Source organism: Arthrobacter sp. 05T410 (assembly GCF_056396505.1).
The window spans coordinates 1-21,537 of record NZ_JBFTLP010000014.1 but is presented as its reverse complement, the minus strand read 5'-3'; the positions used below and the strand labels follow the sequence as shown (position 1 = coordinate 21,537).

The window sequence follows — 21,537 nt, the reverse complement described above, 5'->3', positions numbered from 1 at the left end:
TGCCGGCAGGTGACCTGCACTCTCCCAAGGAGGGATTCCGCCACGGTGCGGGATCCCTCCTTTTGTTTGACGCGGCCTCCGCAGGCACGTCACGGTCCGGCTTGAAACGCCAGGCTAGATGCTAAATTTGTGGTGATGTCACCCCATAGATCACCCCAGGATGCCTTGCTCCTTGCTCCGCCGCCGGCTGTGTCTATCGTCATCCCGGCGTACAACGAGGAAAGCGTCATCCGGCAGTGTCTGATCGCCGCGGTTTACCAGTCGGTGCCCGCCCACGAAATCATTGTGGTGGACAACCTGTCCAAGGACCGCACGGCGGAAATCGTGCGGCAGATGCAGCTGGAGTATCCGGAGAGCCCGATCATCCTGCTCAGCCAGGACCGCGACCAGGGGCTCATCCCCACACGCAATTTCGGTTTGGACCATGCCACGGGCGATATCCTCGGCCGGATCGACGCCGATTCCGTGCTGGAACCGGACTGGGTGGAGCAGGTGCAGAAGGCCTTCGCCGACGAGTCTGTGCACGCTGCGACCGGTCCGGTGGTCTATTACGACATGCCCATGCGCCGGTTCGGGCTCAAGGCCGACGACAAAATGCGCCAACTGATGCTCAGGCTTGCCAAGCACCAGTATCACTTCCTCTTCGGTTCCAACATGGCAATGCGCCGCTCGGCCTGGGAGACCATCCGCACAGAAGCCTGCCGCGACGAGCGGGACGAGATGCACGAGGACATCGATCTGTCGCTGCACCTGGCCGACCACGAGCTCAGGATCCAGTACTGGCCGCAGATGATCTCGGGCATGTCGGCCCGGCGGCTGGAGGACTCGCCGCGGGATTACCGCTACTACGTGACGCGCTTTGACCGCACCTACAAGGCCCACAACGTCAAGAAGATGGCACTGAAGGCGCCCATGGTGGTCTTCTTCTCGGTCTACTTCCCGGCGAAACTGCTCCGTGCCATCCACACGGTCAACGTTCCCCAGCCGGCCCGCCGCGGCGGCCAATAGCGGCCAATGACGGCGGCCACGCGGCCACCGGGAGATGCGGCCGCCGGGAGCGGCCTAGTCGGTGCCGAGCTCCGCCAGCCGCTCTTCACCGGCTCCCTCGCCCGTTCTCCGGGCGGAACGTGAGCCTCGCTGCCCCAGGACCACGACGGCGAGCCCCACCAGGATCATCGCCAGCCCCGCGTAGGTTCCGGCCGGCAGCGTCTCGTCCAGGAAGGCTGCGGCCAGGAGCGCCGCTCCGGGGATTTCCAGCAGGATGATCATGGACACCAGCAGCGGGCTCATGGTCGCCAGCAGATAGTTGAACGCGGTGTGCCCCACCAGCTGTGCGCACACGGTAATGGCGAGGATCCCCAGCCAGCCGGTGGCTTCGAACCCTGCCAGCGGCTGTCCAGCCAACAGCGCCATCCCCGCCACAATCGCGGCGCACATGCCGTAGCACAGGGTCGTATAGACGCCGGTGCCCATGCTCTGCCGCGCCTTGCCTCCGGCGAGCGTGTAGATGCCCGCCAGGGCGCCGCCGGCGACGGCCAAGAGATCGCCCACAAGCGCCTCGGGCGAGGAACCCATATCAAAACCGGTGATTGTCACGACACCGCCGAAGGCGAGCCCCAGCCCTACCAGGACCGGCCAGCGGAACCGGACTCCCCGGAAGAGTTGGAAGATCGCGATCCAGCCTGACTGAAGGCACACCAGCGCCGTCGCCGCCGCGACCGACGTCAGCTGCAGGGAGGTAATGAAGCACGCGAAGTGCAGGGCCAGGGCCACCGCCGCGGCGAGCGACCAGCGGAACTCGGCTCCGGTCACCTTTCCGAACTGACGGGGGTTGCGGACCACAACCGGACCGGCCATCACGACTGCTCCAATGGCGTTGCGCCAGAAAGCGATGGCGAGGGCACTGACCGACGTGGCGCCCAGCGTGGCGGCAATGAGGGGCCCCGACGAGGCCACACCCAGCACGCCTACGGCCGCAAGTAAGAAGTTCACGCTCCAACACTAATGGGACGGACAGCAGGGGCCCTTACGGCCCCTGCTCCTTGACGGGTGCATACCGCGGTGCCAATCTTAAGGCGCGGTCTCACGTTCCGGTCTCGCCATCATCGAAGAAGGAGACCATCATGGCGTCAATGATCCGCAAGAGCCTGGACGATCCCGAAGAGACGCGCCCCGTTGCCGAGGGCATGGGTCAGGTGGATCTCGTCAACCTCGAGGCCGGCCCGGTTGGACGGGCCACCTTCCTTCCGGGCTGGAAATGGTCAGACCACGTCAAGCCGATCGCCAAAACTGACAGCTGCATGGCCAGCCATACCGGCTACACGATTTCCGGCCGCATCAAAGTCGTCATGGACGACGGCGAAGAACTCGAATTCGGGCCCGGCGACTTCGGTGTGATTCCGCCGGGCCACGACGCCTGGGTCCTCGGCGACGAGCCCTACGTGTATATCGACTGGCAAGGGATGGCGGACTACGCCAAGCCGAAGGAGTGAGTGGGGAAGGCATGAAAAAAGCCCCGGACAGCGTTTCCGCTGTCCGGGGCTTTTCCTATGGTGGAGGCACGGGGACTCGAACCCCGAACCCCCTGCTTGCAAAGCAGGTGCGCTACCAATTGCGCCATGCCCCCATAAGAAGCAACCAGACAATCATACCCTAGGTCTGGAGAGCCGGTTTCCAGCTTCCATCCCCAGATTCCGGGCTAGTCAACCGTATCGGTTGAATTGCTCCAGACCACTTTCCCGGCTTCGGATTCCTGCACTTTCCTGTAGAGGAGGACGCCTGCGACCGTGGCTGCGATAACCAGCAACTTCTTCACATGCACCCCGTTCCGGTTCTGTCATGGACGAACCTTCACTAACCTCTGCCAGAACCAGTACAGGTTCCGTGGGCGTACCAGGACTTGAACCTGGGACCTCTTCGTTATCAGCGAAGCGCTCTAACCGCCTGAGCTATACGCCCCGATGCCTCATCGGGCCGAGATATGACTGTACAGCACATCCCGGCCCGATCTCAAATCGAGGCCTTTTTCCGCGGGAATCCGCGGAAAAGTACGGGAATTAGTCGTCCGTGAGGGTCACGCCGATGCCGCCGACGAGCGTCGCGGCAATGTTGTAGAGCACCGCCGAAAGCATCGACAACGCCGTCAGCAGCACCACATTGATCACGGCGATGATGGTGGCGAATGACGCCACCTGGCCCAGGGATGCCACCTTCTTCAATTCGAAGCCGCCGCCTTCAGAGCCGGCGAGGGTCCCGAGCAGGCTGTCCACCTGGTCAAAGATCCCGGTCAGGTCCAGGACGGTCCAGAGCACGATCGCCGCCACGACGGTGACGATTCCCAGCGCCACGGAGAGCAGGAAGGCCATTTTCAGCACGGACCAGGGGTCCACCTTGCTGACCAGCAGCCGGGCACGGCGCACCTTGGCCTTGGGAGCGGGCTTGATCAGCCCGGCAGTGCCTTGCCCGCCGGGCTGGGCGGGGCGCTGACCCGGGACGGCGGGGCGCTGTCCGGGGACCGTGGGGCGCTGGCCGGGTGCGGCGGGCCGCTGGCCCGTTCCCGTGGGTGCGCCGGACACGCCGGGGCGCTGCTGCGGACGCGAGGGGGCGCCTACGCGCGGTGCGGCGGCGGGCTGCCGCACTCCGCTCGGCACGCCGCTGCTCGGCTTGGGATATGAGTCGGAATTACTCACTCGTTACCTCCGGTATTGTCTTCGTCCAGCTCGGCATTGCCTGATGACTCATCTGACTCCGGGGCCGGTACTGATTCTGCCGCTGCGGACTCCTCATGCAGTCCGCCATCTTCAGCCAACGTTACGTCATCGGGCGTGGATGCCCGATTTTCGGTCACGTCTGCGGTATTTTCGCCGGTGTCTTCACCGGCATCTTGACCTTCGGCCGGTTCCTCGACTTCGAGCCCGCGTTCGCTGTTGCGCGCGACGGCGATGATGCGGTCGTTCTTGTCCGGCTTGGCAAAGATCACGCCCATGGTGTCGCGGCCCTTGGCCGGCACGCCGCTGACCGACGAGCGGACCACCTTGCCGCCTTCCATGACCACCAGGACTTCGTCTTCCTCGTTGACAATGAGGGCCCCGACGAGGTGGCCGCGTTCTTCCTGGTACTTGCCCACCTTGATGCCAAGGCCGCCGCGGCCCTGGAGGCGGTATTCCTCCACAGCGGTCCGCTTGGCGAAGCCGCCTTCGGTGACAATGAAGACAAACGAACCGTCCTGCACGACGTCGGCCGCCAGCAGTTCGTCGTCCTCGCGGAACTTCATGCCGGTCACGCCCGAGGTGGCACGGCCCATCGGGCGCAGCGCATCGTCCGTCGCGGTGAAGCGGACGGACTGGCCCTTGCGGGAGACCAGCATGAGGTCATCGGTCTCGGACACCAGCTGGGCCGAGACAAGCTCATCGCCGTCGCGCAGGTTGATGGCGATGACGCCGGCGGACCGGTTGGTGTCGTAGTCCTCCAGACGGGTCTTTTTGACGAGGCCGCGTTTGGTGGCGAGCACCAGGTACGGGGCGTGCTGGTAGTCGCGCAGGTCCAGCACCTGGGCGATGTGCTCGTCCGGCTGGAACGCCATCAGGTTTGCCACGTGCTGGCCCTTGGCGTCGCGGCCGGCTTCCACGAGCTCGTACGCCTTGGCGCGGTAGACCCGGCCCAGGTTGGTGAAGAAGAGCAGCCAGTGGTGGGTGGTGGTGACGAAGAAGTGTTCGACGACGTCGTCGCCGCGCAGCTGCGCGCCCTTGATGCCCTTGCCGCCGCGCTGCTGCGAGCGGTAGTTGTCGCTGCGGGTGCGCTTGACGTAGCCGCCGCGGGTAATGGTGACGACCATTTCCTCCTCGGGGATCAGATCCTCGATGGACATGTCGCCGTCGTAGCCCAGCAGGACCTTGGTGCGGCGGTCATCGCCGTGCTTAGCCACGATCTCCGAGAGTTCGGTGCTGATGATCTCGCGCTGGCGCTCCTCCGAGGCCAGGATCGAGTTGTATTCGACGATCAGGGCCTCAAGTTCGGCGTGCTTGTCCTGGATCTTCTGGCGCTCCAAGGCGGCGAGCCGGCGCAGCTGCATGTCCAGGATGGCCCGGGCCTGCACCTCGTCGATGTCCAGCAGCTCCATCAGCCCGTCGCGGGCCGCTTCGGTGGTGGTGGACGCACGGATCAGGGCAATGACCTCATCGAGCGCATCCAGCGCCTTGAGAAGGGCCCGCAGGATGTGCGCTTCCTCCTCCGCCTTCCGCAGCCGGTACCGGGTGCGGCGGGCAATGACGTCCATCTGGTGCGTGACCCAGTGCCGGATGAAGGCATCGAGGCTGAGCGTGCGCGGCACGCCGTCGACGATCGCGAGCATGTTGGCGGCGAAGTTGTCCTGCAGCTGGGTGTGCTTGTAGAGGTTGTTCAGCACCACCTTGGCCACGGCGTCGCGCTTGAGCACGATCACCAGTCGCTGGCCGGTGCGGCCCGAGGTCTCGTCGCGGAGGTCGGCGATGCCGGAGATCTTGCCGTCCTTGACGAGTTCGGCGATCTTGATGGCCAGGTTGTCCGGGTTGGCCTGGTACGGCAGCTCGGTGACCACCAGGCACGTGCGGCCCTGGAGTTCCTCGACGTTGACCACGGCGCGCATCGTGATGGAGCCGCGGCCCGTGCGGTAGGCGTCCTCGATGCCCTTGTGGCCCAGGATCGTGGCGCCGGTCGGGAAGTCCGGTCCCTTGACGCGCTGGATCAGCTCTTCGAGCAGCTCTTCGCGGCTGGCGGTCGGGTTGGCCAAGTACCACTGCACACCGTCGGCGACCTCACGGAGGTTGTGCGGCGGGATGTTGGTGGCCATACCGACGGCGATGCCCGAGGAACCGTTCACCAGCAGGTTCGGGAACCGGGCCGGCAGGATGGTCGGCTCCTGGTTCTTGCCGTCGTAGTTGTCCTGGAAGTCGACGGTTTCCTCGTCGATGTCCCGGACCATCTCCATGGCCAGCGGCGCCATCTTGGTTTCGGTGTACCGCGGGGCGGCCGCGCCGTCGTTGCCGGGCGAGCCGAAGTTGCCCTGGCCCAGTGCCAGCGGGTAGCGCATGGTCCAGTCCTGGATCAGGCGGACCAGGGCGTCGTAGATCGCGGTGTCGCCGTGCGGGTGGTACTGGCCCATGACCTCGCCCACCACGCGGGCACACTTGTTGAAGGAGCGTTCCGGGCGGTAGCCGCCGTCGAACATCGCATAGAGCACGCGGCGGTGGACGGGCTTGAGGCCGTCGCGGACATCCGGCAGGGCACGGCCCACGATCACAGCCATGGCGTAGTCGAGGTAGGAGCGCTGCATTTCGGTCTGCAGGTCAACCTGCTCGACGCGGTCGGTCAGTACGTCGCCATCGAGGATGGCGCCTTCAAGGACGGGCTCGGAGCCGGCCGGCACCTCTGGTGTTTCGTCACTCATAGTCTATATTTTCCGTTTCAGGTATATATCAGTCCGGGCATATTCGGGGCTTGACTGCCCTCTAGATGTCCAGGAACCGAACGTCCTTGGCGTTCTGCTGAATGAAGTTTCGGCGCGATTCAACGTCCTCGCCCATCAGGACCGAGAAGATCTGGTCCGCCGCCAGGGCATCGTCCATCGTCACCTGCAGCAGGGTCCGGTGGTCCGGGTCCATGGTGGTGTCCCACAGTTCCGTGTAGTCCATTTCACCGAGGCCCTTGTAGCGCTGAATGCCGTTGTCCTTGGGGATGCGGCGGCCGGCGGCCTGGCCCGAGAGCAGCTTCGCGTCGCGTTCACGGTCGCTGTAGACGTAGTCGTGCGGGGCATTGGACCACTTGATCCGGTACAGCGGCGGCTGCGCGAGGTAGACGTAGCCGTTTTCGATCAGCGGGCGCATGTAGCGGAACAGCAGCGTCATCAGCAGCGTCGTGATGTGCTGGCCGTCGACGTCGGCATCGGCCATGAGCACGATCTTGTGATAGCGCAGCTTGGCGATGTCGAAGTCCTCGCCAATGCCGGTGCCGAATGCCGTGATCATGGACTGGACCTCCGCATTGCCGAGCGCCTTGTCCAGCCGGGCACGCTCGACGTTCAGGATCTTGCCGCGCAGCGGCAGGATGGCCTGGGTCTCCGGGTTGCGGCCGCGCTTGGCGGAGCCGCCGGCCGAGTCACCCTCCACGATGTAGACCTCGCACCTCTCCGGGTTCTTCGAGGAGCAGTCGGACAGCTTGCCGGGCATCCCGAAGGATTCCAGCGGGCTCTTGCGGCGGGCGTTGTCCCGGGCCTTCCGGGCGGCCATGCGCGCCTGGGCTGCGGAGATGGCCTTGCGGATGACGTCCCGGGCGGGGCCGGGGTTGCGCTCGAGCCAGTCGCCCAGGCCGTCCGTGACAACGCGCTGGACAAAGCCCTTGACCTCGGAGTTGCCGAGCTTGGTCTTGGTCTGGCCCTCGAACTGCGGTTCGGAGAGCTTCACGGAAATGACTGCCGTCAGGCCCTCGCGGATGTCGTCCCCGGTGAGGTTGTCTTCCTTTTCCTTGATGATGTTCTTCTCCCGCGCATAGCGGTTGATGAGTGAAGTCATCGCGGCGCGGAAACCCTCTTCGTGGGTGCCGCCCTCGTGCGTGTTGATCGTGTTGGCGTAGGTGTGGACGCTTTCGGAGTACGCGTTGGTCCACTGCATCGCCATTTCCAGGGCAATGTGCCGTTCCGTGTCCTCGGTTTCGAAGGCGATGACGTCCTCGTGGACCACATCAACCTTCTTGCCGGAGTTCAGGTGCTTGACGTAGTCCAGCAGGCCGTCGTCGTACTGGTAGACCACGGTGTGGAATTCCGCGGCGATCTCACCTTCGGTGGGGACGGTGTCCAGGTCCAGGTCGTCGTCCTCGGACGATTCCTCCGGAGCGCGGCGCTCGTCCGTCAACGTGATGCGCAGGCCCTTGTTGAGGAATGCCATCTGCTGGAAGCGGGCCCGCAGTGTTTCGAAGTCGAAGTCGGTGCTCTCGAAGATGCTGGCATCGGGGTAGAACGTCTGGGTGGTGCCGGTCTCGGTGGTTTCCTCGCCCTCGACCAGGCCGCCTTGCGGCTTACCGCCGTCAGCGAAAGACATCCGCCAGACGTGTCCCTGGCGGCGGACCTCGGTGTCGACCCGGCTGGAGAGTGCGTTGACCACCGAAATGCCGACGCCGTGCAGGCCGCCGGAGACAGCATATCCGCCGCCGCCGAACTTGCCGCCGGCGTGCAGGATCGTCATGACGACTTCCACGGTGGGCTTGTGCTCGGTGGGGTGCATGTCCACGGGGATGCCGCGGCCGTTGTCGACCACCTTGACCCCGCCGTCGGCCTGCAGCACGATTTCGATGTGCGTGCAGTAGCCGGCCAGGGCCTCGTCCACCGAGTTGTCCACCACTTCATAGACCAGGTGGTGCAGGCCGCGGGGGCCGGTGGAGCCGATGTACATGCCGGGACGTTTCCGGACAGCTTCCAGGCCTTCAAGTACGGTGATGTCGCTGGCGCCGTATTCGCGCGATGTCGCGGTCCCCGACGGCGCCGCCACCGCAGCCTCTTGTTCCACCGCTTCCGCTACGTCTTCCACTGCCGGGATCTCTGCATTGTCGTTAGCCACAGGCGCTTTCGACTCCTCTATGTTCGTTGAAGGCCGGCGGTTGCCCCTTCCGTGGAAAAGGCTCCTGCCAACAGGCACGTCACTGACGACGCCGGGTGTTTCCGCTGACTTGGGGATCCCGTCCGCCGCACGCTGAAATTGCGTCGGAAACGGACTCAGTCAACGCTTCACCGGCGCCCAGTTATCTACACCGATTCTATCGTGTTATAGGGGCCAAACTTGCATTCCAGGGCGCCAAACGGGCGGGAAAGTGCCGCTGGGAGGGCGCTGGCTCCCCCTGCAAGGCTTTCGGGGTCCAGCCCTAGGGTTCCTATACGACTCCGGGAGGTTCAAGCGCCCTACACGCCGCTTGCGGATTTTTCAAGGGTTTTTGCAAGAAGTGCTTCAGATCCGGTGCCCGCCATTGGGCCGGGGCTATCCGTACGTGTCGCGGGGACCCCGGCCGTTGACCGTCCGGAGGCCCTTGCGCCAGCTCGGGGCGGCGGGTCCGAGCACCTGGATGCTGGTGACGACGCCATCGCCAAGCTCGGTCCGGAATTTTTCCAGCAGGCTGCTGCTGAGCAGCCGCAGCTGGGTTGCCCAAGCCGTGGAATCGGTCCGCACATGCAAGGTGGTGTCGGTAAAACTCTCGGGAGTGCAGTGTGCCGAGATCTCCGGGCCCACCAGCACGGCCCACTGCGCCATGACGGACCCGACGGCCACCGGCGAGCTCCAGCCGCGTTCGGCCACGAGGCGTCCCACGACTTTTCCGAGGCCCAACGGATCCCTGCCGGTACCGTGGAATTGGGAGAACCCGCGGGTTCCAGCGCTGCGGGCAGGCTTTTGGGTGCTGCCGGGCCGCGGCGGCGCCTTTCGGCGGATTTCGCCCCGGGCCGCGGCGGCGTCGCGCATCCGGTTCAATGCGGCCTGCGCGGCATCGATATCGTCGGGGTCACGGCCGGGCTGCAGGCCGCCGTCGGTATCCTTATTCATCGATTTTCCTGCTCATCGATTCCTCCCGGGATGACCTTCACCCGCCGTCCGGTCAGCTCTGCCGGGATATCGTCCTCGACGGCGGCAGTGACCAGCACTTGCTCGGCGCCGGATACTATTGCCGCCAGTTTACGCCGCCGCTGGACGTCGAGTTCGGCAAAGACATCGTCCAGAATCAGGATCGGGGGCGAGCCGCCCGTGCGGGCATCGTCGAGCATGACGTAGTAGGAGGCCAGGCGCAGGGACAGACACATGGACCAGGTTTCCCCGTGGGAGGCGTAGCCCTTGGCCGGCGCCGATCCAAGCACGAGCTCAAGTTCGTCGCGGTGTGGACCGACCAGCGAGATTCCCCGTTCCAGTTCCTTGCGCCGGGCTGCGGCGAAGGCCTGGATGTAGCGGTCGGTGAGCTGCTCCACCGAGAGCACGCGCAGGTCGTCCGCCGGTGCGGCCTCATCGGCTGCGGTTCCGTCCGCAGGCCTGGAATCCGCTGGTCCTGAGGTGGCGCCGTCGTCGTCCAGGCTGTCCTGCAGCGTGGAACGGTACACCGCAGTGGCCTCCTTGGAGCCGTCGGTCAGCTGCGCGTAGGCGTTTTTCAGGTGCGGTTGCAGCCGGTCCACCAGCTCCAGGCGCGCGTGCAGCAGCTCAGCCCCGGCCCGGGCCATGTGCTGGTCCCAGACATCGAGCGTTGCCTCGTGGCCGGTGCTGAATTTTCCGGCGCGGGCCGACTTGAGCAGCGCGTTGCGCTGCTTCAGGACCCGGTCATAGTCGCTCCTGGTCGCGGCGTGGCGCGGCATGAGGCTGACCAGGAGCTCGTCCAGAAACCGGCGGCGGCTGGACGGATCGCCCTTGACCAGCGCCAGGTCCTCCGGCGCGAAGAGCACCGTCTGGCAGATCCCGAGCAGGTCCCTGGCACGGACCGGATTGCTCCGGTTGATTCGGCCGCGGTTGGCCCGGCCCGCGTTGATTTCCAGCTCCAGCACGGTGGACTGCTCGCCACGGACCAGCTTGGCCCGGATCATGGCCCGCTCGGCACCGAACCGCAACAACGGCGCATCCGTGCTGACCCGGTGCGAGTTGAGCGTGGCCAGATACCCGATCGCCTCCATCAGATTGGTCTTGCCGATGCCGTTGGAACCCACCAGGACGGTGACTCCGGGCTCAAGGCTGAGATCGACCTGGGCGTAGCTGCGGAAATCGGTGAGCGAGAGCTTTTCTAGGTACACGCGGGATTCAGGACTTCACAGGCAGGATCAAGTGGCCGGGCAGGATTATTTGGCCGGCCGGGTCGCGTGGCCGCCGAACTGGTGGCGCAGCGCCGAGACCATCTTCATGGCCGGCGAATTGTCCTCGCGGGAGGAGAACCTGGCGAACAGCGCAGCCGTGATCGCCGGGGCCGGCACCGCGTTGGCAATGGCCTCCTCGACGGTCCAGCGGCCTTCGCCCGAATCCTCGACGTAGTCGGAGATCGATTCCAGTCCGGGATCCTCGTCAAGGGCCTTGACCATGAGGTCCAGGAGCCAGGAGCGGACAACCGTTCCCTTCTGCCAGGCCCGGAATGTCCCGGGAAGATCGGCGACGATCTCCTTGGCGGCCAGGAGCTCGTACCCCTCGGCGTAAGCCTGCATCAGGCCATATTCGATCCCGTTGTGGACCATTTTGGCGTAGTGGCCGGCGCCGACGCCGCCGACGTGCACAAAGCTGTCGGCCCGCTCACCTGCGGGACGKAGCGCATCGAAGACGGGGAGTGCCCGTTCGATGTCCGCGGCATCGCCGCCCGCCATCAGGCCGTAACCGTTCTGGAGGCCCCAGACCCCGCCGGACACGCCGCAGTCCGCAAAGCGGATTCCCTTTTCGGCCAGCGCGGCACCGTGCTTCTGGTCTTCCGTGAAGCGGGAGTTGCCGCCGTCGATCACGAGGTCACCGGCGTCGAGCTTGGTGCCCAGTTCGGTGATCACGGCGTCGGTAATCTCGCCCGAGGGGACCATGACCCAGATCAGGCGCGGCGCCGGGACGGCGGCGATGAGTTCGTCCAGGGTGGCGACGTCGGCAACGTCGGGGTTGCGGTCAAACCCGGTGACCTCGATCCCGCCGTTGCGCAGCCGTTCACGCATGTTGAAGCCCATTTTTCCAAGGCCGATTAGTCCGATGTGCACGGGGATGAACTCTTTTCTGCGCTGGGGTGCTTCGTTGGTGACGGCCGTGATGGCCCGCAGGTGCTGTGCTCCGGAGGTCCGGGGCACGGCAATGACGGGCTAGTTGGGCAGCCGGACGGGCATGACGAGGTAGCGGTAGTCGCCCTGGTCCTCGCCCTCGGCGTCCTGCTGGGCAGTGATCATGGCCGGCTTGGGTGCGGTGGTGAAGGAGAACCGCACAAACTTGGTTTCGATGACGCTGAGGCCCTCGATCAGGTAGTGCGGGTTGAAGGCCACGGTGATGTCTTCACCGGACAGCTGGGCTTCGAGCTCTTCGGAGGCCTGGGCGTCCTCGCCGGTGCCGGCGTCCAGGTGCAGCTGGCCCTGGGTGAACGCGAGCCGGACAGGCGTGTTGCGTTCGGCCACGAGCGAGACGCGGCGCACGGCTTCGACCAGTTCCTGGGTCTGCACAGTGGCGTGGATGGGGGTCGAATCCGGGAAGAGCGAACGGATCTTCGGGTAGTCGCCGTCGACCAGGAGTGAAGTGGTGGTCCTGCCGCCGCTCTCGAAGCCGATCAGCCGGCTGTCGTCGTCGGCGAGGGCGATGTTGATATCGCCGCTGCTGCCCAGGGTTTTCGCCACTTCGTTGAGGGTCTTGGCCTTGACCAGAGCGCTCGTGGAGATGCCCGGCGTCGCAGGCTTCCACGGGACTTCCCGCATGGCCAGGCGGTAGCGGTCGGTGGCCAGGAGGGTGATGAGGTCGTCCTCGATTTCCATCCGCACGCCGGTCAGGATCGGCAGGGTGTCGTCCTTGCTGGCCGCGATGATCACCTGGGATACGGCCTGGGCGAACGAATCGCCGGGCACGGTGCCGCTGATCGTCGGCAGGGCCGGCAGCGGCGGGTATTCAGCCTCGGGCATCGTGGCCAGGTGGAAGCTGCTTCGGCGGCAGGTGAGCGTCACTTTGTTGCCGTCGGTTTCGACCTCGACGGGGGCGGATGGCAGGCTGCGGCAGATGTCCGCGAGCAGGCGGCCCGATACCAGGATAGTGCCCTCGGCGCTGATGTCCGCGGGGATTTCGAGCCTCGCGGAGGTCTCGTAGTCGAAGCTCGACAGGCTGACGGTACCGGCTTCAGCTTTCAGGAGCAGGCCCGAAAGTACGGGAACGGGCGGCCGCGGAGACAACGACCGGGCGGTCCATGTCACGGCTTCTGCCAGGACGTCCCGTTCGACTCTGAACTTCACGGAAGGGTGCCGCCTTTCATTGCTGCTGTTAGTGCTGAAAATCGCTGAAACTGCTCGAGCTGCGGCGGACCTCGGCAGGGACGCCGAATTCCGTCAACAAGGGAATCGTCCGCCCGCCCGGGCCCCATGGCCCGGTAGGAACCACAAAAGATGTCCGGGACGGACGCACTGCAGACAGCTTAGCCCCAAGGTGAGCGTTTCTCCCATCCCCGGGTTACATCGGTGTTGTTCGCGGGGCCGGTCTCCTGCGCCGGTCCGGAACGGGCCTGGGCGCTGCTTGGAGGTGGGAAGGAGATTGTTGTTTGAGGGAATTTCATTTTCTTGGGATTAGTAGTGTTAATAACTGCTGTGGAAACTGTGGATAACTCGATCCTGCCGTGCGAATCCGCGGTTAAGCCCTGTTCATGGACTGTGGGCGGAGCAGGTTTTAAACAGGGTGTGGATGGGGACAAGATTTTTGGCCGGCTGGCCAATCCACAGGCGCCTTAAGGGTTTTAAGCCCATTAACCGCGGTTGTCCCCTTAACTATCCACAGGGTTGTCCACAGGGCCCTGTTAATAAGGTATGAGTGCGCCGGCCGATGGCTCAGGAATTGCGCTGCTGCTGCTTGATCCGGTTGGTCAGCTCGGTCACCTGGTTGTAGATGACCCGGCGCTCGGCCATGAGTTCGCGGATCTTGCGGTCGGCGTGGATCACGGTGGTGTGGTCGCGGCCGCCCAGCTCCTGTCCGATCTTGGGCAGGGACATGTCCGTCAGCTCCCGGCACAGGTACATCGCGATCTGCCGGGCGGTCACCAGCGTGCGGGTGCGCGACTTGCTGCAGAGTTCTTCCATGCTGAGCTTGAAGTAGTCGGCTGTCTGGGTGAGGATCTGCGCCGAGGTGATTTCCTGGGCACCGTCGTCGGTGATCAGGTCCTTGAGCACCATCTCGGCCAGAGCCACATCCACCGGCTGCCGGTTCAGGCTGGCGAACGCCGTGACGCGGATGAGGGCTCCCTCAAGTTCGCGGATGTTGCTGGAAATCTTGGAGGCGATGTATTCGAGCGCATCGTCCGGCGCGGAAAGGCCCTCGCTGAGGGCCTTCTTCCGGAGGATCGCGATGCGGGTCTCCAGTTCGGGCGGCTGGATGTCGGTCAGCAGGCCCCATTCGAAGCGCGACTTCATCCGGTCCTCGAAGCCGGCGAGCAGTTTCGGCGGCTGGTCCGAGGTGATGACCACCTGCTTGTTGTTGTTGTGCAGGGCGTTGAACGTGTGGAAGAACTCCTCCAGCGTCCGGTCCTTGCCGGCCAGGAACTGGATGTCGTCGATCAGCAGCACATCCACGTTGCGGTACGTGGTCTTGAAGCTGGTGCCTTCATCGTCGCGGATGGAGTTGATGAAGTCGTTGGTGAATTCCTCGGAATTGACGTAGCGGACCCGGATCCCGCTGTAGAGCCGGCGCGCATAGTGGCCGATCGCGTGAAGCAGGTGGGTCTTGCCGAGTCCGGAGTCCCCGTAGATGAACAGCGGGTTGTAGGCCTTCGCCGGCGCCTCGGCTACTGCCACGGCGGCTGCGTGGGCGAACCGGTTGGAGGAACCGATCACGAAGGTGTCGAAAACGTACTTCGGATTCAGCCGGCCGAATTCATGCGAGGTGCTCGGCAGCATCGGCTGCGGCTTCAACTCCACGGTCGGGTCGGCGGCCAGGGAAAGTTCGACGGCGGGTTCGGGTTCTGTGTGCAGCGGCACCAGATCCGTGTCGACGTCGATCGCGCAGCGGATTTCGTCGGAGAACACGCTGCGGAGCGCGTCGTCGAGGGCTTCCTTGACCTGGGTCTGCAGCACTTCGCGGGTGAGCTCATTCGGAACTGCAACCAGCAGGGTGGAACCGATGAGCCCCTGCGCCTGGGCGAGGATGACGAAGCCGCGCTGCCGGGGAGAGACACGGTGGTCGTTCTCCAGGAGGCTCACTACCCGCCGCCAGGAACTTCCGACAGTGTTGGCTTGGTTGGCTTCGTCTACTGTCATCAATCAGTTCCTCAAACTTGCTGGCCTGCATTACGTGCATCCACGCGGTCCGGAGCTGTCCACCGGCCGGCTCAATCCACAGGGTTATGCACAGTCCGTGGATAAGGGGTTACTGAGACACTGTAGGGGATGAAAACGCCAGAAGATAGCTGGGTTCAGTCCTGTGGATAATTACACCGTTGTGGTTCTGAAATGGGGTGCGTGACGCACTTCATCCACAGGCTGCGGGAGGAGTTAGCCACAGCTGGGGATAGCGTGCGGCGCGGTCCCCGGTTTGACTCGGGAGGTTGGCAAGCCCTAACGTTGTGAAGTCCCATGTGTACGCTTTTCGCCTCATCTGCATCTTTCCTGACGCCCCGCGTCGTGCGAGATACGAGGGAAGCGGCACATACCAAAACTTAGCGTCGGCCAGTTCTTCCCCTTGATCGGGTGGGCGCACCTTTGATCCACTGGAGTAACTAACGTGAGCAAGCGGACTTTTCAGCCGAATAACCGCCGTCGAGCCAAGAAGCACGGCTTCCGCCTTCGTATGCGTACCCGTGCCGGCCGTGCCATCCTGGCAGCCCGTCGTGGCAAGGGCCGCACCGAACTGTCGGCCTAAATAACTGACTCGTCGGTCCATATCCCTGTGCGAGTTGAACGGTGCTAGCCACCAGGAACCGTCTGCGGACATCAACCGATTTTTCAACAACTGTACGTTCCGGTGTCCGCAATGGACGCCGGAACGTAGTGTTATATGCGGCAGCTCTCGCTGCCGATGAACCAAGCCGGATCGGATTCATCGTTTCCAAGAGTGTCGGGAACGCTGTTGTCAGGAACCTCGTTAAGAGGAGACTGAGAGAAGCCGGTGCATTGTCGTTGCAGAAATACGGCAGCGGGTTCGCCATTGTGGTCCGGGCCCTGCCCGCCGCAGCGGGAGCCAGCTGGGACCAGCTGCTTGCCGACTATGACGCCGCTTTGGAGACGACCATGAAAAGGCTGGGCAACCGCCTTTCGCAGGCTGCTTCACCAGGTTCTAACGAGACGACACAGGAAGGGACCCCGCGTGCGTAACTCAACTGCCGCCGTCGTCCCTCCTGCAAGATCCGCAGCAGCATGGTTGGGCCGGGCAGTCTGGAACCTGCCCCGCGATGTCCTCATCCTGTTGCTCCTGGCGTACCGCAAGGTGATCTCACCGCTGTACGGCCAGGTTTGCCGTTTTTTCCCCAGCTGTTCGGCCTATGCCCTTGAAGCGATCACCGTCCACGGCGCGGTGAAGGGAAGCTGGCTCGCTGCGAGGCGCCTGTTGCGCTGCCATCCATGGAATGCCGGTGGTGTGGACCATGTCCCCGCCGGGCATCGGGAATGGCCCGCGGGCCGCACCCCCACAATTGTTGTGCTGAACAATCCGGACATATACCTGGCTGCTCAGCCTGATGGAGAAGGCCGCACTGCGGCCTGACGAATAGGGAATCGTATGGACATCTTTGGAACAATCTTGGCCCCGTTCAAATGGCTGGTCTCAGCCATCATGGTCGGCTTCCATGACGGACTCAGCGCCATTGGCATGCCGGCGGCCAGCGGCTGGACCTGGACCCTGGCCATCATCGGGCTGGTGCTGGTCATCCGCGCCGCCCTGATTCCCGTCTTCGTCAAGCAGATCAAGGCCCAGCGCGGGATGCAGCTCCTGCAGCCGGACCTGAAGAAAATGCAGGACAAGTACAAGGGCAAGACGGACCAGCTCTCCCGCCAGGCCATGGCGCAGGAACAGATGGCGCTGTACAAGAAGCACGGCACCAACCCGTTCTCCGCCTGCCTGCCCATGCTGATCCAGATGCCCTTCTTCTTTGCGCTCTTCCAGGTGCTCTCCGGCATCACTGCGGCGGCCACCACCGGCCAGGGCATCGGCGCCATGAGCCCCGAGCAGGTCAAGCAGTTCGACGAGTCCACCATCTTCGGTGCCCCGCTGTCCGCCACGCTGCTGCACGGCACGCCTCCGGGCGGCAATGTGGTGTCGGTGTGGATCCTCTCCATCGTGATGATCCTGGCCATGACGGCCTCGCAGTTCATCACGCAGAAGCAGATCATGGCCAAGAACATGTCCGAAGAGGCCCTGGCCAGCCCGTTCATGCGCCAGCAGAAAATGATGCTCTACATCCTGCCGGTCGTCTTCGGTGTGGGCGGTATTAACTTCCCCATCGGCGTCCTGATCTACTGGACCACCACCAACCTGTGGACCATGGGACAGCAGTTCTTCGTGATCCGCCGGATGCCTACGCCGGGATCGCCGGCGGCCAAGGCTCTCGCCGAGCGCCGGGCAGCCAAGGGCCTGCCCGCCCTGCCCCTTTTGGGCGGCAAGAAGGTCGACGCCGAGGCCGAAGCCTCCGCCGCGGCCGCCGTCGAAGCCAAGACCCAGCGCGTCCAGCCGCAACGTAAGAACAGGAAGAGGAAGTAATGTCCGCCGAGAGCACCGAACACGCTATTTCCGCCGAGTTTGACGACGACCGGGACGACGCCCAGAGCGCGGCCGACGACTCGTCACAGGGTGCGGAGACCGGCACCGGCAAGAGTGTTTCCGCCAGCCGCCTCGAAGAAGAAGGCGACGTCGCTGCGGACTATCTCGAGGAACTGCTGGATATCGCGGACATTGATGGCGACATCGACATCGAGGTCCGCAACGGCCGCACCTACATCTCGATCGTCGCCGAAGAGGAAGCCGCCGGGCTGGACAGCCTGGTGGGCCGTGACGGCGAAGTCCTTGAGGCCCTCCAGGAGCTCACGCGGCTCGCGGTCCTCTCCGCGACGGAGAACCGCTCCCGCCTGGTGCTGGATATCAACGGCTACCGTGCCGAGCGCGCCGGCGACCTGCAGAAGATCGCTGAAGACGCCGTCGCCGCTGTGAAGGATTCCGGTGAGGCAGTTGCCCTGGCTCCGATGAGCGCCTACGAACGCAAGATCGTGCATGACGCCGTCGCTGATTTGGGACTCGTGAGCGAGTCCGAAGGCGAAGGCGCCGACCGGCACATCGTTGTCTCCGCAGACTGAACCGTTGACTAGCTTGATGGTTGAAATTACCGCGCCGGAACTCAAGGCAGCAGAGTCCATCTTCGGCGACCGCCTGGAACTGGCGAAACGCTACGTCGAGCACCTGGCGACATCCGGGACCGAGCGGGGCCTGATCGGGCCCCGTGAGGTGCCGCGGCTTTGGAGCCGGCACGTGCTTAACTGCGCCGTCATTGAGAGCCAGATTGCCCACGGAAGCCATGTCGCCGACGTCGGCAGCGGCGCCGGCCTGCCTGGCCTGTGCCTGGCCATTGCGCGGCCGGATCTGGAACTGACGCTGATCGAACCACTGGAGCGCCGCGTCATCTGGCTCCAGGAGGTGGTGGATGATCTTGGCCTCCAGAACGTCACGATCATGCGCACCCGCGCGGAACTCGCAGTGGGACTCGTGAACGCCGACGTCGTGACTGCCCGCGCCGTATCCGCGCTGTCCAATCTCGCCGGGCTGACCATTCCGCTCCTGGCCGGGAAGGGAGAAGTCGTCGCCATCAAGGGACGCAGCGCCGGCGAGGAAATCGAAAAGGCCGCCAAGGTTATCCGCAAACTGGGCGGCATTCAGACGTCCGTGGTGGTGGTGGGTGAAGACCTGCTTGAGGAACCCACCACCGTTGTGCGAATCGTAGTGAACAAGCCTCAAAAGATTACCTAGCACCGGCCCCGGTGCCCGGGGAGTCTGAGGGGAAGAGGTTAGGCTAGTAACCGGCAGTAAGAGCCGAATGAGAGTGAGCGTGTCATAGTGAGCAGTAGCGAAGCCTCCACACAACGGATCCCGCCGTTTGTGTCCCTGGGGTCCGCACGGGCGTTTACGGCTCCTGCAGTAGCTTTTGACTACTCCGGAAATCACACGGCTTCGGTTGCGAAGACGACCGGGATGGCCGGTGTTTCACGTGAAACATCCCTTCCGCACACGGGGAACGTGCTGGATTCCATCGACGATTCCAATCCCATCGCCCGCGAACTCGCACACGAAAACAAGCGCCGCGAGCGGTTGCTCGGCCGGCAGCTCCCCAAACCGGAGAAAACCCGGATCTTCACCGTTTCCAACCAGAAGGGCGGCGTCGGCAAGACCACGACGACCGTGAACATCGCCGCCGCGCTGGCGGCCGCTGGCCTGAACGTGCTCGTGATCGACATCGATCCGCAGGGCAACGCTTCCACCGCCCTGGGAATTGAGCACCACGCCGATGTCGACAGCATCTACGATGTGCTGATTAATGATGTCCCGCTGAAGGACGTCGTGGCCCCGTGCCCCGACATCGACAACCTGATCTGTGCGCCCGCCACCATCCATCTTGCCGGTGCCGAAATTGAACTCGTCAGCCTGGTGGCCCGCGAGCAGCGGCTGCGCCGCGCAATCGATGTGTACTCCAAGGAGCGCGCCAAGAATGGCGAGGAGCGGCTGGACTACATCTTCATCGACTGCCCGCCGAGCCTCGGGCTCCTGACGGTCAATGCGTTCTGTGCGGCCGGCGAAGTGCTCATCCCGATCCAGTGTGAGTACTACGCCCTCGAAGGTCTCAGCCAGCTCCTGAAGAACATCGAGATGATCCAGAAGCACCTGAACGCTGATCTGGTTGTTTCCACGATTCTGCTGACCATGTATGACGGCCGCACCAACCTCGCCGCCCAGGTGGCAGCCGAGGTCCGGGAACACTTCCCGAAGCAGGTGCTCGGCGCTGTGGTGCCGAGGTCGGTCCGTATTTCCGAGGCGCCGAGCTACCAGCAAACTGTCATGACGTATGATCCTTCTTCCAGCGGTGCCCTGTCCTACCTGGAAGCCGCCGCGGAAATCGCGGAACGTTAGAATCTTTCAAGAATTGCACTAACCAGAGCCAGGTGAATCCCGGCTCTTCCACTGGAGGGATTTATCCATGAGCGATAAGCGACGCGGCCTCGGCCGTGGACTTGGCGCACTCATTCCAAGTTCCGCCGCGGCTAATGCCTCCGGAAGCGGTGCTGCCCCATCCCGGCCCGTGGACCTCTTCTTCCCTGAAGCCCGAAAAAAGGCCTCCGACGCCGAGACGCTCGCGGACGCCAAGGCCGCGCTGGCAAGGGAGCCGGAGTCCACACCTGTCAAGGCCGACGATTCCGCTGATCTCACGGTTGACACCACTGAAGCAACCAGCGCTGCTGCCGGAGCCGACGTTGCTGCCGACAAAGCCGACGCAGCTGCCGCTGCCGGGACCAAGAAAACTCCCGCCCGAAAGTCGGCTGCCTCCAAGCCGGCGACCGCTGCTGCCAAGGCGGCCGCATCCGACGCCGGCGAACAGCTGACGTTTGACTCCACGCCCGAGCACGGTGACGAGGGAACTGTTGACCTCGTAGAGGTGCCCGGCGTCAGATTTGCCGAAATCCCGGTCACGGACATCCATCCCAACCGCAAGCAGCCCCGCTCGGTCTTCGATGAGGATGACATGGCGGAGCTGGTGCACTCTGTGCGGGAAATTGGCGTCCTCCAGCCAATTGTGGTCCGTACCTCAACCGAGGAGGGTGGCGAACCCTATGAGCTCGTCATGGGTGAGCGACGGTGGCGTGCAGTACAGGCCGCAGGCCTGGAAACTATCCCCGCGATTGTCCGTGACACCACCGATGACGACCTCCTTCGCGACGCGCTGCTGGAGAACCTGCATCGCAGCCAGCTGAATCCGCTCGAAGAGGCGGCGGCCTACCAGCAGCTACTCGAGGACTTCGGCACCACACACGAGCAGCTGGCGGACCGGATCGGACGTTCGCGGCCCCAGGTTTCCAACACCCTGCGCCTGCTGAAGCTGCCCCCGCTGGTGCAGCGCCGGGTTGCGGCAAATGTCATCTCCGCAGGGCACGCCCGCGCACTCCTGGCACTTCCTGACGCCGCGGCCATGGAACGCCTGGCGCAGAAGATTGTTTCAGAAGGCATGTCGGTCCGGGCGACCGAAGAAGCTGTGACCCTGTATCAGAGCCCCGCCTCGCCGGCCAAGAACAACATCCCGCGGGCCGGAGCCCGCCACGAACGACTGGATTACCTGGCGTCGTCGCTGTCTGACCGCCTTGATACTAATGTCAAGATTTCGCTTGGTGCCCGCAAGGGGCGTGTCAGCATTGAGTTCGCCAGCGTCGAGGACCTGAACCGCATCATGGACGTCCTCACGCCGGGAGCTCCCAGCTAGGTCGCGACTCGCTGAGTTCTCCGGGAGGGTCTGTTTCACGTGAAACAGACCCTCCCTTCTTTGTCTCTACCGATGCTGCCGGTGCCGGCGAATTCGGTGGTGCCGAGTTCGGCGCTGCCGTGTTCGCCCACTGCCGGAGAGTTGCGGGGGGTGCCTCTATGGTTTTCGTCAAGCCGCTGGGGTTTAGCCGTGGTTCGTAGAGAGTGCCGTCGCGCAACATGGCGTAGAGGGTGTCGCAACGACGGCGGGCGAGGGCGATGGCCTCGACCCGGGTGAAGACGGTGTCCCGGGACTCGCGGATGTCGGCGAGCATCCGGGCCAGTTGGGGCAGCACGATCGTGGCCGCGTTCGTCCCCACGACAGTGACTGTTTGCTGGCCGAGTGCGTCGATGATTTCGCCGGCAAGGC

General features: G+C 64.2%; 20 protein-coding genes, 2 tRNA genes and 1 pseudogene. 10 read left to right on the top strand and 13 right to left on the bottom strand.

Annotation, left to right across the window (positions count from 1 at the left end; genetic code table 11):
* Positions 1-135 precede the first annotated feature (135 nt).
* Positions 136-1,008 carry a glycosyltransferase family 2 protein gene (locus AC1DFR_RS15915; RefSeq protein WP_223914864.1) on the top strand — a complete coding sequence of 291 codons (873 nt, stop codon included), beginning with the start codon at positions 136-138 and terminating at the stop codon, positions 1,006-1,008.
* Positions 1,009-1,062: 54 nt separating this feature from the next.
* On the opposite strand, the gene AC1DFR_RS15910 is transcribed toward AC1DFR_RS15915, so the two are convergent.
* Entirely contained in the window at positions 1,063-1,992 is a 930-nt protein-coding gene (locus AC1DFR_RS15910; RefSeq protein ID WP_476850708.1) for a DMT family transporter, read from the bottom strand.
* Positions 1,993-2,123: 131 nt separating this feature from the next.
* Between AC1DFR_RS15910 and AC1DFR_RS15905 the strand changes: the two genes are divergently transcribed.
* Positions 2,124-2,492, top strand: a complete 369-nt coding sequence (locus AC1DFR_RS15905) for a cupin domain-containing protein (protein WP_230006371.1) — start codon at positions 2,124-2,126, stop codon at positions 2,490-2,492.
* 58 nt (positions 2,493-2,550) lie between these two features.
* Here the strand turns inward: AC1DFR_RS15905 and AC1DFR_RS15900 are convergent.
* From AC1DFR_RS15900 to dnaA, 11 genes are all read right to left on the bottom strand, one after another.
* Positions 2,551-2,626: transfer RNA gene (locus AC1DFR_RS15900), tRNA-Ala, on the bottom strand.
* A gap of 72 nt (positions 2,627-2,698) precedes the next feature.
* Positions 2,699-2,815, bottom strand: a complete 117-nt coding sequence (locus AC1DFR_RS15895) for a DLW-39 family protein (protein ID WP_476873853.1) — start codon at positions 2,813-2,815, stop codon at positions 2,699-2,701.
* 69 nt (positions 2,816-2,884) lie between these two features.
* Positions 2,885-2,958, bottom strand: a tRNA-Ile gene (locus AC1DFR_RS15890).
* Positions 2,959-3,056: 98 nt separating this feature from the next.
* Positions 3,057-3,689 carry a DUF3566 domain-containing protein gene (locus AC1DFR_RS15885; protein ID WP_476873852.1) on the bottom strand — a complete coding sequence of 211 codons (633 nt, stop codon included), beginning with the start codon at positions 3,687-3,689 and terminating at the stop codon, positions 3,057-3,059.
* Positions 3,686-6,424 carry a DNA gyrase subunit A gene (gene gyrA, locus AC1DFR_RS15880; protein WP_476850707.1) on the bottom strand — a complete coding sequence of 913 codons (2,739 nt, stop codon included), beginning with the start codon at positions 6,422-6,424 and terminating at the stop codon, positions 3,686-3,688. The genes AC1DFR_RS15885 and gyrA overlap by 4 nt, the downstream gene beginning before the upstream one ends.
* A 61-nt stretch (positions 6,425-6,485) precedes the next feature.
* Complete coding sequence (gyrB, locus tag AC1DFR_RS15875) at positions 6,486-8,585, bottom strand: DNA topoisomerase (ATP-hydrolyzing) subunit B (protein WP_374706707.1); 2,100 nt, start codon at positions 8,583-8,585, stop codon at positions 6,486-6,488.
* A gap of 414 nt (positions 8,586-8,999) precedes the next feature.
* Entirely contained in the window at positions 9,000-9,557 is a 558-nt protein-coding gene (locus tag AC1DFR_RS15870) for a DciA family protein (RefSeq protein WP_223914868.1), read from the bottom strand.
* Positions 9,554-10,780, bottom strand: a complete 1,227-nt coding sequence (recF, locus tag AC1DFR_RS15865) for a DNA replication/repair protein RecF (protein ID WP_476873851.1) — start codon at positions 10,778-10,780, stop codon at positions 9,554-9,556. Before recF ends, AC1DFR_RS15870 begins: the two co-directional genes overlap by 4 nt.
* A 45-nt stretch (positions 10,781-10,825) precedes the next feature.
* Entirely contained in the window at positions 10,826-11,710 is an 885-nt protein-coding gene (gnd, locus tag AC1DFR_RS15860; protein WP_223915420.1) for a phosphogluconate dehydrogenase (NAD(+)-dependent, decarboxylating), read from the bottom strand.
* Positions 11,711-11,809: 99 nt separating this feature from the next.
* Complete coding sequence (gene dnaN / locus AC1DFR_RS15855; protein ID WP_018775670.1) at positions 11,810-12,934, bottom strand: DNA polymerase III subunit beta; 1,125 nt, start codon at positions 12,932-12,934, stop codon at positions 11,810-11,812.
* A gap of 585 nt (positions 12,935-13,519) precedes the next feature.
* Positions 13,520-14,941: a chromosomal replication initiator protein DnaA gene (gene dnaA, locus AC1DFR_RS15850; protein WP_018775671.1), complete on the bottom strand. Its 1,422-nt coding sequence runs from the start codon at positions 14,939-14,941 to the stop codon at positions 13,520-13,522.
* Between the two features lie 463 nt (positions 14,942-15,404).
* On the opposite strand from dnaA, the gene rpmH reads away from it, so the two are divergent.
* The 8 genes from rpmH to AC1DFR_RS15810 all read left to right on the top strand — a co-directional run bounded on the left by rpmH (position 15,405) and on the right by AC1DFR_RS15810 (position 21,129).
* Complete coding sequence (gene rpmH, locus AC1DFR_RS15845; RefSeq protein WP_003800212.1) at positions 15,405-15,542, top strand: 50S ribosomal protein L34; 138 nt, start codon at positions 15,405-15,407, stop codon at positions 15,540-15,542.
* 41 nt (positions 15,543-15,583) lie between these two features.
* Positions 15,584-15,994 carry a ribonuclease P protein component gene (gene rnpA, locus AC1DFR_RS15840; protein ID WP_079552763.1) on the top strand — a complete coding sequence of 137 codons (411 nt, stop codon included), beginning with the start codon at positions 15,584-15,586 and terminating at the stop codon, positions 15,992-15,994.
* Entirely contained in the window at positions 15,987-16,382 is a 396-nt protein-coding gene (gene yidD, locus AC1DFR_RS15835; RefSeq protein WP_230009110.1) for a membrane protein insertion efficiency factor YidD, read from the top strand. Before rnpA ends, yidD begins: the two co-directional genes overlap by 8 nt.
* Before the next feature lie 15 nt (positions 16,383-16,397).
* A complete protein-coding gene (gene yidC, locus AC1DFR_RS15830; RefSeq protein ID WP_476859643.1) occupies positions 16,398-17,375 on the top strand; it encodes a membrane protein insertase YidC in 978 nt (325 codons plus the stop codon).
* Entirely contained in the window at positions 17,375-17,965 is a 591-nt protein-coding gene (locus tag AC1DFR_RS15825; protein WP_230009108.1) for a Jag family protein, read from the top strand. Before yidC ends, AC1DFR_RS15825 begins: the two co-directional genes overlap by 1 nt.
* A 16-nt stretch (positions 17,966-17,981) precedes the next feature.
* Entirely contained in the window at positions 17,982-18,632 is a 651-nt protein-coding gene (rsmG, locus tag AC1DFR_RS15820; protein WP_370116794.1) for a 16S rRNA (guanine(527)-N(7))-methyltransferase RsmG, read from the top strand.
* A gap of 87 nt (positions 18,633-18,719) precedes the next feature.
* Positions 18,720-19,787, top strand: a complete 1,068-nt coding sequence (locus AC1DFR_RS15815) for a ParA family protein (protein WP_476873850.1) — start codon at positions 18,720-18,722, stop codon at positions 19,785-19,787.
* Positions 19,788-19,854: 67 nt separating this feature from the next.
* On the top strand, positions 19,855-21,129 hold the full coding sequence (locus AC1DFR_RS15810) for a ParB/RepB/Spo0J family partition protein (protein WP_476873849.1): 1,275 nt from the start codon (positions 19,855-19,857) through the stop codon (positions 21,127-21,129).
* Between the two features lie 184 nt (positions 21,130-21,313).
* Here AC1DFR_RS15810 and AC1DFR_RS15805 read toward each other — a convergent pair.
* Positions 21,314-21,537: pseudogene (locus AC1DFR_RS15805) on the bottom strand (IS110 family transposase); the annotation flags it as partial.

What these genes read in the sequence shown, in the direction of transcription:
- AC1DFR_RS15915 (WP_223914864.1), top strand. Translation starts at nt 136, where the DNA reads ATGTCACCCCATAGATCACCCCAGGATGCCTTGCTCCTTGCTCCGCCG.
- AC1DFR_RS15905 (WP_230006371.1), top strand. Translation starts at nt 2,124, where the DNA reads ATGGCGTCAATGATCCGCAAGAGCCTGGACGATCCCGAAGAGACGCGC.
- gyrA (WP_476850707.1), bottom strand. Translation starts at nt 6,424, where the DNA reads ATGAGTGACGAAACACCAGAGGTGCCGGCCGGCTCCGAGCCCGTCCTT.
- AC1DFR_RS15870 (WP_223914868.1), bottom strand. Translation starts at nt 9,557, where the DNA reads ATGAATAAGGATACCGACGGCGGCCTGCAGCCCGGCCGTGACCCCGAC.
- dnaA (WP_018775671.1), bottom strand. Translation starts at nt 14,941, where the DNA reads ATGACAGTAGACGAAGCCAACCAAGCCAACACTGTCGGAAGTTCCTGG.
- yidC (WP_476859643.1), top strand. Translation starts at nt 16,398, where the DNA reads ATGGACATCTTTGGAACAATCTTGGCCCCGTTCAAATGGCTGGTCTCA.
- AC1DFR_RS15825 (WP_230009108.1), top strand. Translation starts at nt 17,375, where the DNA reads ATGTCCGCCGAGAGCACCGAACACGCTATTTCCGCCGAGTTTGACGAC.
- rsmG (WP_370116794.1), top strand. Translation starts at nt 17,982, where the DNA reads ATGGTTGAAATTACCGCGCCGGAACTCAAGGCAGCAGAGTCCATCTTC.
- AC1DFR_RS15810 (WP_476873849.1), top strand. Translation starts at nt 19,855, where the DNA reads ATGAGCGATAAGCGACGCGGCCTCGGCCGTGGACTTGGCGCACTCATT.